This is a genomic window from Trinickia diaoshuihuensis (genome assembly GCF_003390925.1).
Lineage (GTDB): Bacteria > Pseudomonadota > Gammaproteobacteria > Burkholderiales > Burkholderiaceae > Trinickia > Trinickia diaoshuihuensis.
Genome location: NZ_QUBS01000081.1, coordinates 371,655 through 388,839, shown reverse-complemented (window position 1 = coordinate 388,839; position 17,185 = coordinate 371,655). Strand labels below are relative to the sequence as shown.

General features: G+C 64.3%; 14 protein-coding genes. 10 read left to right on the top strand and 4 right to left on the bottom strand.

What is annotated here, in order from left to right; translation table 11 throughout:
* The first annotated feature begins 3 nt into the window (after nt 1–3).
* Nucleotides 4–1,077 (top strand): 2-aminoethylphosphonate aminotransferase, encoded by a 1,074-nt coding sequence (locus tag DXT59_RS20015; protein WP_116138592.1) that lies wholly within the window; start codon nt 4–6, stop codon nt 1,075–1,077.
* Here the strand turns inward: DXT59_RS20015 and DXT59_RS20010 are convergent.
* Nucleotides 1,066–2,556: an aminotransferase-like domain-containing protein gene (locus tag DXT59_RS20010; protein ID WP_116138591.1), complete on the bottom strand. Its 1,491-nt coding sequence runs from the start codon at nt 2,554–2,556 to the stop codon at nt 1,066–1,068. The genes DXT59_RS20015 and DXT59_RS20010 overlap by 12 nt on opposite strands.
* A 128-nt stretch (nt 2,557–2,684) precedes the next feature.
* Here DXT59_RS20010 and ltaE point away from each other — a divergent pair, with 128 nt between their 5' ends.
* From ltaE to DXT59_RS19990, 4 genes are all read left to right on the top strand, one after another.
* Nucleotides 2,685–3,719, top strand: coding sequence for a low-specificity L-threonine aldolase (gene ltaE / locus DXT59_RS20005; protein ID WP_116138590.1), 1,035 nt, complete (start codon nt 2,685–2,687; stop codon nt 3,717–3,719).
* 70 nt (nt 3,720–3,789) lie between these two features.
* On the top strand, nt 3,790–4,566 hold the full coding sequence (locus DXT59_RS20000; protein ID WP_116138589.1) for an arylamine N-acetyltransferase family protein: 777 nt from the start codon (nt 3,790–3,792) through the stop codon (nt 4,564–4,566).
* An 88-nt stretch (nt 4,567–4,654) separates the two neighbouring features.
* The gene (locus tag DXT59_RS19995; protein ID WP_116138588.1) at nt 4,655–5,560 is read left to right on the top strand and encodes an RNA polymerase sigma-70 factor; all 906 of its coding nucleotides are present in this window, start codon (nt 4,655–4,657) and stop codon (nt 5,558–5,560) included.
* A gap of 100 nt (nt 5,561–5,660) precedes the next feature.
* The gene (locus DXT59_RS19990) at nt 5,661–6,113 is read left to right on the top strand and encodes a carboxymuconolactone decarboxylase family protein (protein ID WP_116138587.1); all 453 of its coding nucleotides are present in this window, start codon (nt 5,661–5,663) and stop codon (nt 6,111–6,113) included.
* Nucleotides 6,114–6,197: 84 nt separating this feature from the next.
* Here the strand turns inward: DXT59_RS19990 and DXT59_RS19985 are convergent, their stop codons facing one another.
* Entirely contained in the window at nt 6,198–7,265 is a 1,068-nt protein-coding gene (locus DXT59_RS19985; protein WP_116138586.1) for an AI-2E family transporter, read from the bottom strand.
* Nucleotides 7,266–7,337: 72 nt separating this feature from the next.
* Here DXT59_RS19985 and DXT59_RS19980 point away from each other — a divergent pair, with 72 nt between their 5' ends.
* The 3 genes from DXT59_RS19980 to DXT59_RS19970 all read left to right on the top strand — a co-directional run bounded on the left by DXT59_RS19980 (nt 7,338) and on the right by DXT59_RS19970 (nt 12,725).
* Nucleotides 7,338–8,969, top strand: coding sequence for a S10 family peptidase (locus DXT59_RS19980; RefSeq protein ID WP_116138585.1), 1,632 nt, complete (start codon nt 7,338–7,340; stop codon nt 8,967–8,969).
* Nucleotides 8,970–9,405: 436 nt separating this feature from the next.
* Nucleotides 9,406–11,172, top strand: coding sequence for a S53 family peptidase (locus tag DXT59_RS19975; protein ID WP_116138584.1), 1,767 nt, complete (start codon nt 9,406–9,408; stop codon nt 11,170–11,172).
* A gap of 155 nt (nt 11,173–11,327) precedes the next feature.
* Nucleotides 11,328–12,725: an MFS transporter gene (locus tag DXT59_RS19970; RefSeq protein WP_116138583.1), complete on the top strand. Its 1,398-nt coding sequence runs from the start codon at nt 11,328–11,330 to the stop codon at nt 12,723–12,725.
* A gap of 22 nt (nt 12,726–12,747) precedes the next feature.
* On the opposite strand, the gene DXT59_RS19965 is transcribed toward DXT59_RS19970, so the two are convergent.
* Entirely contained in the window at nt 12,748–13,674 is a 927-nt protein-coding gene (locus DXT59_RS19965; protein WP_116138582.1) for a LysR substrate-binding domain-containing protein, read from the bottom strand.
* A gap of 112 nt (nt 13,675–13,786) precedes the next feature.
* On the opposite strand from DXT59_RS19965, the gene DXT59_RS19960 reads away from it, so the two are divergent.
* A complete protein-coding gene (locus DXT59_RS19960) occupies nt 13,787–15,028 on the top strand; it encodes an MFS transporter (RefSeq protein ID WP_116138581.1) in 1,242 nt (413 codons plus the stop codon).
* 11 nt (nt 15,029–15,039) lie between these two features.
* On the opposite strand, the gene DXT59_RS19955 is transcribed toward DXT59_RS19960, so the two are convergent.
* On the bottom strand, nt 15,040–15,762 hold the full coding sequence (locus DXT59_RS19955) for a haloacid dehalogenase type II (protein ID WP_116138580.1): 723 nt from the start codon (nt 15,760–15,762) through the stop codon (nt 15,040–15,042).
* Between the two features lie 160 nt (nt 15,763–15,922).
* On the opposite strand from DXT59_RS19955, the gene DXT59_RS19950 reads away from it, so the two are divergent.
* On the top strand, nt 15,923–17,134 hold the full coding sequence (locus DXT59_RS19950; RefSeq protein ID WP_116138674.1) for a winged helix-turn-helix domain-containing protein: 1,212 nt from the start codon (nt 15,923–15,925) through the stop codon (nt 17,132–17,134).
* Nucleotides 17,135–17,185: the final 51 nt, after the last annotated feature.

Genomic DNA, 17,185 nt, shown 5'->3' with positions numbered 1-17,185 from the left:
ACGATGAAAACGCTGTTGCTGAACCCCGGCCCGGTGACCTTGTCCGATCGCGTCCGGCAAAGCTTGCTGCAGCCCGATCTGTGCCATCGCGAGAGCGAGTTTTACGACCTGCAGGATGAAGCGCGGGCGCGCTTGCTGAGCGTGTACGAACTCGATGCCCGGGATTGGTCGGCCGTTCTCATGACGGCGTCGGGAACGGGCGCCGTCGAAAGCATGATCGCGTCGCTCGTGCCGCGGCAAGGCAAATTGCTCGTCGTGCAAAACGGCGTGTACGGCGAGCGCATCACGAACATCGCGAAGCAGTACGGCATCGCATATGAAAGCGTGTTGCACGATTGGATGCAGGCGCCCGATCTCGCGCGCATCGAAGCGTGCCTCGATGCGAACGGGCCGTTTTCGCACGTGGCGATCGTGCATCACGAAACGACGACGGGGCGCCTGAACGACCTCGCTCGGATCGGCGCGTTGTGCCGCGCGCACGGCGCGCGCTTGCTCGTCGATGGGGTCAGCAGCTTCGGGGCCGAGGCGATCGATTTCGACGAAGCGAACGTTGCCGCGGTCGCGGCCACCGCCAACAAGTGCCTGCACGGCGTGCCGGGGGCGGCGTTCGTCGTGGCGCGGCGCGAAGCGCTCGAACAAGCGGCGAGCCGTACTTACTACCTCGATCTGGCGCGCCTGGCCAAGCTGCAAGCGCAGCGCGGCACGCCGTTTACGCCGTCCGTGCATGCGTATTACGCGCTCGTCGAAGCCCTGCGCGAATTCGACGAACAAGGCGGCCTTCGGGCGCGGCATGCGCGCTACGCGGCGTTGGCCGAGCAAGTACGCAGCGGCCTTGCCTCACGCGGGATTGCTTCCATTCTCCCCGCCGAGCAATCGTCGGTCGTGCTGCGCTCGTATGCGCTGCCTGCTGGGATCGGCTACGAAACGCTGCACGACGGGCTGAAACGGCAGGGCTTCGTCATCTACGCCGGGCAAGGCGACCTATCGAAGCAACTCTTTCGCATCTCCACCATGGGCGAGATAAACGCGGCGGACATCGACCGGTTGTTGGGCGCGTTCGATTCGTTAATGCGCTGAACGTTCGGCCCGCATCGCCAACTCCCCGAGGCGCCGCACCGCGGCGTCCAGTTCACTGGTCCAACGATTGCCCGCGTTCAAGCGCAAACAATCGTCGAATGCGGCACCCTCGCCGAACAAATGACCCGGCGCGAAGCTGATGCCTTCGGCTCGCGCTCGTTCGAATAGCGTGCGCGTACTGCGGGGCTGGCCGTCGAAGGCGGGCAGCTTCGCCCATAAGACGAGGCCGCCGGCCGGCTCGGTCACCTCGGTCCCCGCCGGGAAATGCCGCAACACGGCTTCGCGCAGCGCTTTATGCTGGTTTCGCAGCGCCGCTTTCAAGCGCCGCAAATGCAACGCGTATCCGCCCGTGGCGAGCAACTCCGCGACGGCCGCTTGCTGAAGCTCGGCCGTCGCCATGCTCGTCGTGTACTTCAGCGCCTTGACGCGCTCGGTATAACGCCCGCCCGCGATCCACCCCAGCCGCAACCCCGGGCACAGGCTCTTCGAAAACCCGCCGCAAAGCAATACGTTTCCATGCGCTTCGTCGAACGCGCGCACGGGGCGCGGCCGCGTCTGCCCGAAGCACAGATCGCCGAAAATATCGTCCTCGATCAGCGGTATGTCGTGCTCGCGCAGCAGCGCGACGAGCGCGCGCTTGCGCGCGTCGCTCGGTACGCTGCCGAGCGGGTTGTTGCAGTTGGCAACCGTGACCACCGCTTTGATCGGAACACCGCGATCGAGGTCCGCCTTGAGCGCATCGACGTCGATACCGTGATCCGCGGTGGCCGGCACCGGATGGATGGGCATTTCGAGCGCACGCAGCATTTGCAGGAGGACGAAATAAGTTGGCGACTCGACGGCAATGAGGTCGCCCGGCCGAGCCACCGCGCGCAATGCGAGATTCAAGGCTTCGACGCATCCGTTTGTCACGACCAGTTCGTCAGGATCGAGTTCGCAGGCGTACTGCATGGCCTGCCGCGCGATCTGGGCGCGCAACGCAGGGTAGCCGGTGCCGCGCACATGCGAGCCGACGAGGTCGCGGTGCTGGTAGGCCAGCCGGCGCAACAACACGCTGAACCGGTCGACCGGATACAGCGCCGTTTCGGCGGAAGCCAAATCGAGCCGCACCGCGGCGGGCGCCCCAGCGATCGCCAAATGATCGCGCGCTTGCGCGTCGAGTTCCGGCATCGGCCGCGCCCATCGGCTCGCGCCTGCCCCTCGCGCGCCGGCCGTACCGGCCGCTCCGTTCGCGCGCTTGCCGCGCTTGGAGCGCTTCGCGACGAAATACCCGGACCTAGGCCGCGCTTCGATATGCCCCCGTGTCTCCAGCCAGCGCAGCGCTTGGAGCGCCGTCGATACGCTCATCGCATGCTGCGCGGCGAGCGTGCGCACGGACGGCAGCCGCGTGCCCTCCTCCATCGCGGCCTGGTCGATCGCGTCGAGCAGCCGCTCCGCTAGTTGGAGATACAGAGGAACGGGCTGATCGGGAAAGTCCATGGCGCCAACGCAAGGGAAACGGAAAAATCTGTTATGTAACAGATTCGGCCCTGTTGTGTATAGGGACAGGCTCCAGGTCGTGCCATCATGAGCACACTTTCGCAGCGCTTCGGGATAGGAGATCGAACGTGGAAACAACGACACTCAAGTACGACTTTCGCAGCGACACCGTCACGCGCCCCAGCGCCGCCATGCGCGCCGCGATGGCGGCGGCCGAGGTAGGCGACGACGTATTCGGCGACGACCCGACCGTGAAGCGGCTCGAGTCGCGCGTGGCCGAGCTGATCGGCAAGGAAGCGGGCCTGTTCGTGCCGTCGGGCACGCAGTCGAACCTGATCGCGCTGATGACGCATTGCGAGCGCGGCGACGAATACATCGTCGGTCAACAGGCCCACTGCTACCGCTGGGAGGCCGGCGGCGCCGCCGTGCTCGGCAGCATTCAGCCGCAGCCGCTCGACAATGCCGCGGACGGCACGCTGGCGCTCGCCGCCATCGAAGCGGCGATCAAACCCGACGATCCGCATTTCGCGCGCACTCGCTTGCTGGCGCTCGAAAACACGATCGGCGGCAAGATCCTGCCCACCGAGTACGTGCAGGCGGCAACCGCGTTGGCGAAGCGCCACGGGCTCGCTTGCCATCTCGACGGCGCGCGGCTCATGAACGCGGCCGTCGCGCTCGGCGTGCCGGCCGCAACGCTCGCACAGCCGTTCGACACGGTATCGGTCTGCCTTTCCAAAGGCCTAGGCGCGCCCGTCGGCTCGGTCCTCGTCGGATCGAAAGCCGCGATTGCGCGCGCGCGCCGCTTGCGCAAAATGCTCGGCGGCGGCATGCGGCAGGCGGGCATCCTTGCCGCGGCGGGCCTTTACGCGCTCGAGCACAACATCGAGCGGCTGGCGCAGGATCACGCGAACGCAAAAACGTTGGCGAAGGGCTTGGCCGAGCTGCCCGGTCTCACCGTCTCCGAGCCCGATACGAACATCGTCTTCGTGGACGTCGAGGCCTCCATTGCACCGGCTTTCGCGACGCATCTCGCGGGGCACGGCATCGGCGTCGTATCGACCTACGGTTCCACGCGCCAACGCTGGGTCACCCATCTCGACGTGGACGCGGCGGCCGTGCAAGAGGCCGTCTCGATCGCCGCGCAATACCTGCGGCGAGCCTGATCGACGAGAGACGAAACGCGCTTCGTTGCGACGACTACTCACTATCTGTTTGGAAGGACTGGCCACACCTATGCACGCCGATAATTTCTCCCTTGCGGAGTACCTCGACCGTATCGACTTCACGGGAACCCCGAAGGCCGATTTCGACACCGTCGCTCGCATGATGCGGCGTCAATTGTTCTCCGTCCCATTCGAAAATCTCGACGTGCAGGCAGGCAAGATCGTATCGCTCGTACCGGAAGAAATCGTCGAAAAGATCGTCGGCCGCAAGCGCGGCGGCTATTGCTACGAGGTCAATGGGTTGTTCGCGATGGCGTTGGAATCGCTCGGCATCGACTATCAGTTCGTCGCCGCGCGACCGATGTTTTACCCGGCGCGCCGGCCCCGCACGCACATGGGCCTCGTTCTCTCCCTGGGCGGCGAGCGCTGGCTCTGCGACCTCGGCTTCGGCAGCTACGGGATTCGCGCGCCGATGTCGCTGTCGGCCTTGGACGTGGAAGTGGCTCAGGACGACGACACGTTCAAGCTCAGCCTGGGCGAGGACGGTTTTTACTTGCTTCAAGCCAAGGTCGACGGGCAGTGGACGAACCAATACGCGTTCGACCTTTCGCCGCAGGAATGGATCGATTTCGCGCCGGCCAATTACCTGAATTCGACGCATCCCGATGCGATCTTCGTACGAATGACCGTGGCCGTGCTGATGACGGAGACCGGACGCAAGATCTTGGGCGGCGACAGCTTCAAAATCGTCTCGCACGGCCGCACCGAAAAGCGTACCGTGACATCGAACGAGCTTCCCGAGATCCTTGCCCGAGAATTCGGCTTGACGATGCCGAGCCGCGGCTAGCCGTCATCGCGAAGGGATCTGTCACAAGACGGCGGGGCACCGCGTCTAAGGTTCGTTCAGTACTTCCACGCCGATAGCCGCGACCGATATGACGACCGATCCCGCCCGCCCTCCCACCGAATCCGACCCGTTCGCGGCGCTTCGGCCCCGACTGTTTTCGATCGCCTACCGCATGCTCGGTACGCGCGCCGACGCCGAAGACGTCCTTCAGGATGCCTGGCTGCGCTGGCAGCACGACACCGATCGTTCGGCGGTGCGCTCGGCCGAGGCCTGGCTCGTCACCGTCGTCACGCGGCTCTCGATCGACCGGTTGCGTGCCGCGAAGGCCGAGCGCGAAGCCTACGTTGGATGGTGGTTGCCCGAGCCGCTCGTCGAGGCGAGCGACGAACGCACGCCCGAAACGGCCGCCGAATTGGCGAGCGATCTTTCGATTGCCTTGCTCTGGGTGCTGGAACGCCTATCGGCCGAGGAAAGGGCCGCTTTTTTACTGCGTCAGGTATTCGATCACGATTACGACGAGATCGCGGCCCTGCTCGGCAAAACCGAGGCTGCGTGCCGCCAGATGGTCCATCGCGCGTCGGAACGCGTGCAGCGCACGCGCGCGCGTTTCGACGTCCCGCGCGAAGCGCACCGGCGCGTCGTCGAGAAATTCATTCGCGCGGCGAGCTCCGGCGAGCGCGACGCCATCCAAGCGCTCTTGGCCGAAGACGTCGAGCTCGTGGGCGACGGCGGCGGCAAGGTGCCGGCCGTCCTCAAGATGCTGCACGGCGCCTTCCGTATCGCCAATCTCTTCTGGGTCACGGCCCGGCGCAACGGACCGCAATTGGTCTACCGCCATGCGCTCATCAACGGCGAACCGGGCTTGCTGCGCTATCTGGACGGCAAGCTCGAATCGGCCATGGCCTTTGCGACGGACGGCGAGCGCATCGTCGGCATCTACGCGATACGTAATCCCGACAAGCTCAAGGGCGTGCCGCAGCAACCCGCGCAATAAAAAAGCGGCGAACCCTGTCACAGGCAAGCGAAAGTTCTCGTCTTGCCATGCAAGGACACCGCATGGGGCGGCGTTCCGCTTTCAATCGAAGGGCAATGCCATGACTCTGACCGCTCGTATCAACTATCCGCAACTCGCGCCCTCGGCGTTTCGTCATCTGTATCAGCTTTCGACGGGCTTGCGCCGCGACCTGCTCGGGCATCGCCTCATCGATCTCGTCCAGTTGCGCGTTTCTCAAATCAACGGCTGCGCCTATTGCATCGACATGCATTGGCGCGATCTCATCAAAAGCGAGGCCGATCCTCGGCATTTGAATGCCGTCGCCGGGTGGCGCGAAGCGCCATTTTTCGACGAACGCGAACGGGCCGCGCTCGAATGGGCGGAACTCGTCACGAACGTACCGCACACCGACCCGAGCGACGAGGCCTTCGCTCGCTTGCGCCGGCATTTTTCCGATGAAGAGATCGCGGAACTGGGATTCGTCATTATTTCGATCACCGCGTGGAATCTGCTCAATGTGAGCTTCAGGAATCCGGTGCCGGAGAAGGTCTGAGACGCTGCGCCTCAGCCCGCCCGGCGCGGCGGGCCCGATAACGCGCTTGGCGTTCCAAACGCGTGCCAAGCGCGTAACCCTGCTTCAGCGCAGCGCCTCGCGCCACAGCACCGTCAGGACGGTCATCAATGCGGGACCGATGAACAGGCCGACGAGGCCGAACGTCTCCGCTCCGCCGAGGATGCCGAACAAGACGAGCAGGAACGGCAACCGGGTGGTGCTGCCGATGAGTCCCGGCCGCACGAAATGTTCGGCCAGAAATACGACGACGCTGCCTGTCGCCAATACGGCAACGGCCCCGGCCATCTGCCCATGCACGAACAACCATAGCGCCGCGAGCCCGAAGGCGATCGGGGCGCAAAACGGCAGCATCGCGGCGACGGCCGTCACGAGCCCGAGTTCGGCCGCGTGCGGCAGGCCCGCGGCGACATAGGCGATGCCTATCAGCAACCCCTCGCCGAAACCGACCACCACCAGCCCCGTCACGGTGCCGCGCACGGCCGCGGCCATTCGTGTGGCCAAATGCGTCCCGTCGGCGCCGAAAACGCGCCGCACGGCTTTGCCGATTTGTTCCGATGCACGAGGGCCCGTGCGCAAGACGACGAACAGCGTGAGCAGCATAAAGCCGAAATGCACGACGCCGCGCACGGCGAGTTTGCCGAACTGGCGCCCCGCCGTGGCGACATGGCCGCCGCGCAGTTCCTGCATGGCCGGCGATCCTTGCAACGGAAGCGCGAGGTTTGCCTGCCACCAGTCGGCGATCTGCTTGCCGAACGGCATCTGCCTCAAGAAGCCGGGTTCGGCGATACCGTTTTGCTCGATATCGGTGAGCCACTGCATGAGGTGATGCGTCTCATGCAGCACCTGAGTGAAGATGCCGACGATCGGCAGCACGACGAACAAGCCGACGACGGTGGTTAGCGTGAAAGCGATGGCGCTCGCGCGAACCGGACTTTGCTTGGGGGAACTCAACCGCTGCAACAATGGCCAGATGACGATGGCGATCACGAGTGCCCAGACGATCGACGGAATGAACGAGCGAATGACCCACAGCGCAACCGCCACGAGCAACGTGTAGAGCAGCAGCGTCGCGATGCGTTGTCTGCGTTTTCCATCGGCGGAATCGTTCGTGGCCAGCGGGAAGATGGGCATGAGAAAACGCCTTTGCCATGAGAGTGTCGGTCGCCGACATGTTATCTAAGTTCACCCGCCCCAGGAGCGGCCATGCACGTGCCTTTTACCCTCTTCCCGCCCCGGATGTGCCTAGTCAAGGCCACGACGGCCGCCATGACCCTCGCGCTGCTGATGGGACCGAGCGGGCAGGCGTATGCCGCCGGCCATGCCCAAGCCGAGCCGGAACAGAGGGCGGCGAGTGCGCCGCAGCCTTCCTCCGCGGTGCAGGCAGCGGACAGCGTGCCGGAGCCGCGCGAGACCTCGGTCGTCACGAAGCACGCGCTGCGCCTGGACGGCCGCCGGCTCGATTATCAGGCGCGTGCGGGCACCCTCGTACTGCGCGACGACAAAGGCCAGCCCGAGGCAAGCGTCTTTTATGTGGCTTACACGGCAAGCGGCCTTAGCGAACGCTCGCGCGAAGCGAGCGCCAAGCGCCCGGTCACGTTCCTATTCAACGGGGGCCCGGGCGCCGCGAGCGTCTTCTTGCTGATGGGTTCTTTCGGCCCGAAGCGGGTCCATACGTCGAGCCCGAGCGCGACCCCGCCCGCGCCGTATGCGCTGGCCGACAATCCCGATTCGTTGCTCGACAAGACGGATCTCGTGTTCGTCGACGCCGTCGGCACGGGGTTTTCGCGGTTCGCCGGCAACGGTAACAGCAAGCATTTTTGGAGTGTGGACGGCGACCTCGATGCCTTCGTCCGATTCATCGACCGCTATCTGACCGTCAACGACCGCTGGAATTCGCCGAAATACTTGATCGGGGAATCGTACGGCACCGCGCGTGCGGCCATGCTGGCCTACCGCCTAGGACAACACGAGATCTCGCTGAACGGGGTGGTACTGCTTTCGTCCGTGCTCAATTCGGGCATGCACGCACCGGGGCTCGATCTGATGTATGTCCGCTACCTGCCCTCGTTCGCCGCGACGGCTTGGTACCACGACAAGCTCGGCGCGCCCAAGCCCGCCGATCTAAGCGCTTTCTTGGACGAGGTTCGCGACTTCGCGCAAGGACCGTACGCCGCCGCGCTCGCCAAAGGCGATGCCTTGCCCGATGAAGAACGCGACGCGATCGCCGCGCGTATCGCCCTGTACACGGGGCTCGACGCCGCCTATGTCGTCAGGGCGCGGCTGCGCGTGTCGCCCGGACATTTCCGCAAACAACTGTTGCTCGGTCAAGCGCGCAGCCTGGGGCGGTACGACAGCCGCTTCGAGGGAATCGATTATGACGAGGACGCCTCGTCGCCGGACTACGATCCTTCGGAAAAATACATCTCGAGCGCGTTCAACGCGGCCTTTCACGAGCATTTGGCACGCGATCTACGCTATACGAGCGATACCGCCTACCGGGTCTTCAACGACCAAGTGCTCGACAGTTGGAACTGGAAGCATCATGCGTGGTGGGGCGAATCGCTCGAGGTGCCTTACGCGGCGGCCGATCTCGCCCAAGCGCTACGCCAAAACCCCCATCTGAAGGTCCTGTCGGCAAACGGCTACTTCGATCTCGCCACGCCCTTTTTTGCAACCGAGTACGACCTCTCTCACATGGGCCTGCCGCCGTCGCTACGCGGGAACGTCCACACGACCTACTACGCGACAGGTCACATGATCTACCTCGACGATACGGCGCTGCACGCGCTCAAGCGCGATTTGGGCCGATTTTACGATGATGCGGATCGGCCATGAGCAAAAAGACGAAAAAGCAAATTACAAGCCGGACACCATATTCTTGAAATGGTAATACTAAAGATAAGCCAACCAGCATCGCAATGAAATCGACAAGCAAATACCGGAGCGATCAATCGAAATATTTTTATATCGATTTATAGAATCGATATACCGGCACCAAGCGGGATCGGCTCCGCTTGGGTCGGCGGACCTAGACCAGACAGCGCAAGGCGCTCGCAGCACATACAGACCATCATTTCCACTACCACTCCTAACAGCTACACGGCCACCTTTTTGGCTTGTTAGGTTATTAATGCTCAATAAATTGTTGAGCGTTTTTATTAACTCCACAATCGAAACGATGGCTCGAGACGGCAGCAAATTTTGAATCCGTTGACTCACCGCTATCCCGCGGATATGGCGTCTCTTGGCGTTGCAATCCTAGGAGCTCAAATTGAAGTCGACAGTTAAATCGAAGGGGTCGGTACCAGCTATTTGCAAAACCGCGGCGCTCGCACTGCCGCTCGTCGTCGCCGCGTTGCCGGTTCACGCGGCCAGCACTCCCACGACCTGGGTCGGGACGGAAACGAAGGCATTTCTCACGCCGGCGCAGATGCGCACGTTCGCGGCGGCGCCTGAAGCACAGGCGACTGCGGGCGAAGCGGCACACGTGGTCGTCAGCCTGCGCGTGCGCAACCTCAGCCGATTGAAGGCGCTTGGTTTGGCCGTCAACGAGCAGGGCAACAGTCAGTACCATCACTTCCTGACGCAGAAGCAGTTCCTTGCCGACTACGCACCGACCGAAGCCGAAGTGCAAAAGGTCGTCGCGTACCTGCGCAAGAGCGGCTTCGTCAATATCCGCGTCTCGAAGAATCGGCTCTTGGTTTCCGCCGACGGTACGGCCGGATCGGTCAAGACGGCGTTCAACACCCCGCTCGTTCATTTCCGCAAGGGCGAGCGCACGGTCTTCGCCAATTCGGCGCCCGCCGAGGTGCCTGAAGAACTGGGCGGCACCGTCCTGTCCGTGCTCGGGCTGCAAAACGTGACGCGCGCGCATACGATGGCCGTCAGAGGTCCCCGGACGCAAGCGAAGACGTTCGCCACGGGCACGGAGACGGGCCACTATCCGACCGAATGGCCGAAAATCTACGGCGCCACGAGCCTGCCCACGGCTTCGAAGACCGCGGTCGGCATCATCACGATCGGCGGGGCGTATCAAGCGACGCAGGACTTGAATCAGTTCACTCAGGCGAACAACCTGCCCACCGTGAACGTTTCGGCCGTGCAAACGGGCGATCCGAACGGCGACTACAGCGACGACCAGGAGGGCCAAGGCGAATGGGACCTCGATAGCCAAGACGTCGTGGGGGCCGCGGGCGGCGCCGTGAGTCAGTTGCTGTTCTATGAAGCGGACCAGAGCGCCTCCGGCAACACGGGCTTGACGCAAGCGTTCAACCAAGCCGTCAGCGACAACACGGCGAAGGTTATCAACGTTTCGCTGGGCTGGTGCGAAACCGACGCGCAAGCGGACGGCACGGTCGCCGCCGAGGATCAGATCTTCGCAACGGCGGTCGCGCAAGGGCAAACGTTCTCGGTGTCCTCGGGCGATGAAGGCGCCTACGAATGCAACAACCGCGGCTATCCGGACGGCAGCACCTACTCGATCTCGTGGCCGGCCTCGTCGCCGAACGTCATTTCGGTCGGCGGCACGACGCTCTACACGTCGAGCGGCGCGTGGGCGAGCGAAACCGTGTGGAACGAAGGGCTCGACGGCAACGGCAAGCTATGGGCCTCGACGGGCGGCATCAGCCAAGTCGAATCGAGGCCTTCGTGGCAGAGTTCGCTGAGCGTCAGCCCGACGCCGACCGGGCGCGCCGTGCCCGATATCTCGTTCGATGCCGCCCAAGGCTCGGGCGCGCTCGTCTACAACTACGGCCAGATCCAACAGATCGGCGGCACGAGCTTGTCGTCGCCGATCTTCGTCGGATTGTGGGCGCGGTTGGAATCGGCGCATTCGAACTCGCTGGGTTTCCCCGCCTCGAGTATCTACAGCGCGGTGAAATCGACGCCGACGCTCGTGCATGACGTGATCTCCGGCAACAACGGCTACCAGGGGTACGGGTATAAGGCCGCGAAGGGTTGGGACTATCCGACCGGCTGGGGCAGCTTCATCATCTCGAACCTGGCGTCGTATATCAACAGCCATTCGTTCGCGCATTAAAGAGCGGTGCGGCCGGCCCGGCCTCGCCGCCGGGCCGGCTTTTCGTTGCGCACGCAACAACGGCTACGCAAGGCCAGGCAAGATCGCCAAACTCGGCGCATAATCGACGCTTCGCGTCCTCGCCCATGCCTCGAAGTTAGCAGCGCCGCTTGTCCATGCCGCTTGCCATCAAAGCCTTTATCGCCCCGCTGATCGTGGCCTGCGCCATGTTCATGGAGTCCGTCGACGGAAATATCATCGTCACCGCGTTGCCGTCGATGGCCCGCGATTTCGGTAGCGACCCGGTGGCGTTGAAGGTGGCGATCACGAGCTATGTTCTGGGCCTCGGCGTGTTCATCCCCATCTGCGGCTGGCTCGCCGACCGCTTCGGCGCGCGAACGGTGTTTCGAACGGCCATCGGCATCTTCGTCGCCGGCTCCATCCTTTGCGGTTTCGCCCATTCGCTGCACGTCTTCACGCTCGCGCGCTTTCTGCAAGGGATCGGCGGGGCGATGATGGTGCCGGTCGGACGAATCATCATCTTTCGCGCGGTGCCCAAGACCGAGTTCGTGCGCGCGATGAACTACCTAAGTCTGCCCGCGATGTTCGCGCCGGCCGCGGCGCCGCTGCTCGGCGGCTTCATTACCACCTATCTGCACTGGCGCTTGATCTTCTTCGTCAATGTCCCCGTCGGTATTCTCGGCATCTATCTGACGAACCGCTATATCGTCAACACGCACGAACCGCATCCCGGGCCGCTCGACTGGCTCGGGTTCCTGCTCTCCGCAAGCGGCGCATCGTTATTGCTGCTCGGTCTTTCGCTGATCGGCAGCGATCTCGTCTCCGATCGCACAGCCTACGAGATGTGCGTGACAGGCGCGCTGCTGCTCGCCTTGTACGTGCTCCATGCGCAGCGCGCTCCGCGGCCGGTCCTCGACTTGAAGCTGCTCGCCGTGCCGACCTTTCGCGCGAGCGTGCTCGGCGGATCGATGTTTCGGATCGGGCTCGGCGCCGTGCCCTTTTTGTTGCCGCTGGCCTTGCAGGAAGGGCTCGGCATGTCGGCGTTTCAATCAGGCGCGATTACCTGCGCCTCGGCGTTCGGCAGTATGTTCATGCGCTCGCTGACCTCTCCGGTGTTGCGCGCCTTCGGCTTCCGGACAGTGCTCATCTATAACGCCGTCTTCTCGGGCATCGCGATCGCGGCTTACGGCACGTTTTTTCCGGGAACCCCGCTCTGGATAATCTGGCTCGTCGTGCTGCTAGGGGGGTTCTTCCCGGCCCTGCAGTTCACGAGCCTCAATTCGATGATCTATGCGGAAATCGGGAGCCAAGACGTCGGACGCGCCACGAGCCTCGGCAGCGTCGTCCAGCAGATGTCGCTCGGCCTCGGGGTGACCGTGGGCGGGATCGTCTTGCAGATCGCACGCGCGCTGCATGGTCATACCCATGCCCAATGGTCCGACTTCTGGCCGTCGTTCCTGGTCGTCGGCCTATGTTCGCTCGGCTCGATTCCCATTACGCGCCGGCTCGCCCCCGATGCCGGCGATGAAATTGCAAGAGGCACGCGCGGGTAGACGAGCCGCCCGCGTCGATCGTTCAGGCCGCGACGCCCTGCGTGCCGTCGGCGCTTGCATAGCCGCGCACCGCCTCGACGACGATTGCCGCCAATTGCTCGACGGGCGGCGGCGCCGTGCTCGACGCGCGCAGCAGCGTCAATCCCAGCGACGGCAAAGCCGGCAAGCCGTACTCGCCCGGCTCGAGCGTGCGAACGGACGCGGGCAGTCCATGCGGCGTGCGCACGGTGATGCCGAGCCCCGCGGCGGCCGCGGCCCATAAGCCGGCGAGGCTCGGGCTAGTCATCGCGACGCGCCAGGCAATCCCCGCGCGATCGAGCGCGTCGGTCGCCAGCGAGCAGACCATGCAAGCGCCGTCGAACAACACGAGCGGCAACGGTTCCTCGCCGCCGGGAGACCACTGCAAGGCCTCGGATCCGATCCACCGCATCGGGGGCTTGGCCACTTCCACGCTTCGACCGGCGGCCCGCCGCGCTTGCACCGACACGTCGCGGTCGTCCCACACCAATGCAAGATCGAGCTCGCCCGCATCGAGCCGCGCCGTCAAATCGGCGTTGCGCCCCACACGCGCCTCGATGCGCACTTTCGGGTGCGCTCGGGCGAATCGGCCCAGCACGCCGGGCAACACCGATTCGGCGAAGTCCTCTTGCAATCCGAGCCGCACCCACCCTTCGAGATCGGTCCCGCGCGCCGCGAAGACCGCCTCGTCGTTCAACTCGACGAGCCGTCGCGCGTAGCGCAGCATGACCTCGCCGGCATCGGTCAACCCTAGGCCCCGGCCCGCTTTGCGAAAGAGCGGCGCCCCCACTTGCTCTTCGAGCTTTCTGATCTGCGCGCTCACCGCGGACGTGGAGCGCCCAACTCGGTCGGCAGCCTTGGCGAAGCTGCCCAAATCCATTCCCGTGACAAAGCTGCGCAACGCGGCCACGTCGAAGTTGGTTTGACTCATTCCCTCGCTCCCGATCGTCCCGAATTTCCGGATGATCGATTTCAAATTATCCGATTTTCAGGATGATCATAGGGTGCGAGACTGCATCCGTCAAACTCATGGGAGTTCAAGGATGGATACGCAATACCTCGTCAAGGCGCCGCGCAAGACGTTCGGCGCCGCGCATCGCTGGAAGGTGCTGGGCGTCGGCGTCGCGGCGAACGCGGGATTTTCGGCCGCTGCGGCCGGGATTCCTACCACGGCGGTCTGGATGCGCACGGGGTACCACCTCGGGAACGCCCAACTCGGGATCGCCCTCGGCGCCACCGGCCTCGGCATTGCGTTGTCTGAGCTTCCGTGGGGCGTCGCCACCGATCGATTCGGCGACCGGCCCGTTCTGATCGCGGGCCTGCTCGCAACCGCGCTCGCGCTGTTGTCGATGGCGCTATTCATGGTGCCGTCGGCCGCCTCGGTTCCCGCGTTGCCGCTGCTCGTTATCGCCTTGGCTTGGGTGGGCTTACTCGGCGGCAGCGTCAACGGCTCCAGCGGCCGCGCGATCATGAGTTGGTTCAAGGAAGGCGAGCGCGGCATCGCGATGAGCATCCGGCAAACCGCCGTACCGCTCGGCGGGGGCATCGGCGCATCGTTATTGCCATGGCTTGCCTCGGCGCACGGCTTCGCCGCCGTGTACAGCGCATTGGCGTTGCTGTGCGCGGTGCCCGCGGCGCTTGCCATCGTTTGGCTGCATGAGCCGCCTCATGCAGCCGCCGCCGCGGGCGCCACCCTCGCGCCGCAGCGAACGCCGCTGCGCGACATCGGGATCTGGCGCGTGGCGCTCGGCATCGGCGTGTTATGCATGCCGCAGTTGGCCGTGCTCACGTTCGCCACCGTCTTTTTGCACGACTTCGGCCATCTCGGCATCGCCGGGATCAGCGCCACGATGGCCGCGCTGCAAGCCGGCGCGATCGTCATGCGGCTGTGGAGCGGGCGTCATACCGACCGTCGCGGTAATCGCCGCGGCTACCTGCGCGGCTCGACCCTCGTCGCGGCCGCCTCGTTCTGCGCCCTGTCAGCGGCCGTGGCGTTGGGACACGCGGTATCGATTGCGTTGGTGGTCGGATTGATCGTTTTCGCGGGTGTGTGCGTGTCCGCATGGCATGGCGTCGCCTACGCCGAACTCGCCACGCTCGCGGGCCCCGCCCGCGCCGGTACGGCACTCGGCATGGCCAACGCGCTCGTCTATGCGGGGATGTTCCTCGTGCCGTTTTTGCTGCCGCATTTGCTGGCCGCCAGTTCGTGGTCGTTCGTGTGGCTCGTGGCGGGATGCGTCGCACTGCTGACTTATCCGCTTTTCCCACGGCCGCACCAGCACTAGCGGCGACGGCGTCACGCCCCCAGTTGCGCGGCTAAGTCGATAAAGTCGCGTGCCACGACATCCCACGCTTGCTCGGCGGCGAGATCCGTCGTTTGAGCGGGACCATGTTCGGTTGGGCGAGCGACGAATGCGGTCTTCAATCCGCATCCGCGCGCCGCGGCCAAATCGCCATTGTGGGCCGCCACCAGGCAAACCTCATCGGGACGCAGCGCAAGTATTTCGACGGTGCGCAAGTACGATTGCGCGGTCGGTTTATAGGCTTGGGCGACTTCGGCGCCGAGAATCGCATCCCAAGGCAATTGCGCGCGCTTGCTCATATCGAGCATCAGCCGGATGTTCGCATTCGAGAGCGGCGCGATCATATAGCGCGCCTTGAGCCGCGCGAGGCCCGGCACCGAATCGGGCCACGGATCGAGCCTGTGCCAAGCGAGGTTCAGCGCGTCGAGCGCCTCGGCCGGCACACGCGCCGCATCGATGCCGAACTCGGGCAGCACGGCCTCGAGGTTCTCACGATGCAACACGTCCAGCCGTGTGAAGGGGCGCCGCCCGCTGCGCACTTCTTCCATCGCCGGCGAATAGCGGCGGCGCCATGCATCGGCGAACGCGAACGGATCCGCACCCTCGCGGCCATACTCGGAAAGAAAAGATGCCGCATCGCGCGCTACTCCGCCCCGCCAATCGACCACCGTTCCGAACACGTCGAAAAGTAGTGCTTTCACTTCGTGCAAGCTCATTTCATATCCCCGTTCGCTTTTTGCGCCTAACCGTTCGGTTCGGGGCAGTCTAGCGCCGATGCTTCGAACGGGCGCTCGAATCGCGCTTCGCATGGCGTCGCACACGATCTTCGAAAGCCGGTGTACGCTCCTGGATCAAGTCCAAAACGATCCGCCACAGATGCTCACGCTGTCCGTTGCCGCCGCTCGCACGCTTCATCTCGCCGCCCAAGGGTTGCTTGCTCCGCCCCGCCGCAAAGCGGTCAAACAAGACGTCCTGGCCGCCATTGAACGGATGGGGCAATTGCAGATCGACACAATTCATGTCGTGGCCCGTAGCCCCTATCTCGTCCTGTTCAGCAGAATCGGCCCCTATGCGCCGCAATGGCTCGACGAACTATTGGCGGAGGGCCGTCTGTTCGAGTACTGGTCGCATGAAGCGTGCTTCATTCCGATCGAGGACTACGGCCTCATGCGTCACCGCATGCTCGACCCGAGCAAGATGGGATGGAAATACGCGGCCGAATGGCACCGGCGTCATCAAGAGGATATCGATCGGCTGCTGGCTCACGTGCGCGAAAACGGTCCCGTTCGTGCGGCCGACTTCGAGCGCGCAGAGGGACGCGGCAACGGTTGGTGGGATTGGAAGCCGGAAAAGCGCCATCTCGAAGTGCTATTTACGCTCGGGCATCTGATGGTCGCGGAGCGCCGCAATTTCCATCGCGTCTACGATGTAGCGCAACGGGTGCTGCCCGATTGGGACGACAAGCGCGATCTGCCCAAGGCCGCCAGCGTGCTGCCGACGCTCGTCGCGCGAACCTGCCGCGCGCTCGGGGTGGCGCGCGCCGATTGGATCGCCGATTACTACCGCATCGAGCGCCGCAAGTACACGGCCGAACTGCATGCGTTGGCCGATGCCGGCGAAGCCGTGCCGGTGCGCGTCGACGGTTGGAAGGACGACGCCTTCGTTTCGGCCGAACTGGTCCCGCTGATCGACGACGCCGCGCAAGGCCGCCTGCGCTCCACCGTAACCACCGTCCTCTCGCCATTCGACCCGGTGGTGTGGGACCGCAAGCGCGCCTCGACGCTCTTCGACTTCGATTACGCCATCGAATGCTATACGCCGGCCGCCAAGCGCAAGTACGGTTACTTTTGTCTGCCGATCCTGCATCGAGGGCGATTGATTGGACGCGTCGACGCGAAGGCGCATCGCGCCCAGGGCATCTTCGAATTGAAAGCCGTCCATCTCGAGCCGGGCGTGCGCGTGAGCGCATCGCTGCTCACGGATATGCGCCGCGCGCTCGCCCGTTGCGCGCAATGGCACGGCACGCCGGAATTGGCCGTCGGGTCGGCGCCCCGCGAGGTCGCGCAAGCGCTGCTCGCGACCGAATGACCGAGTGACCGGGTGATCGACTGATCGGTCGCTCAAGCGTGAAGCGTAGGT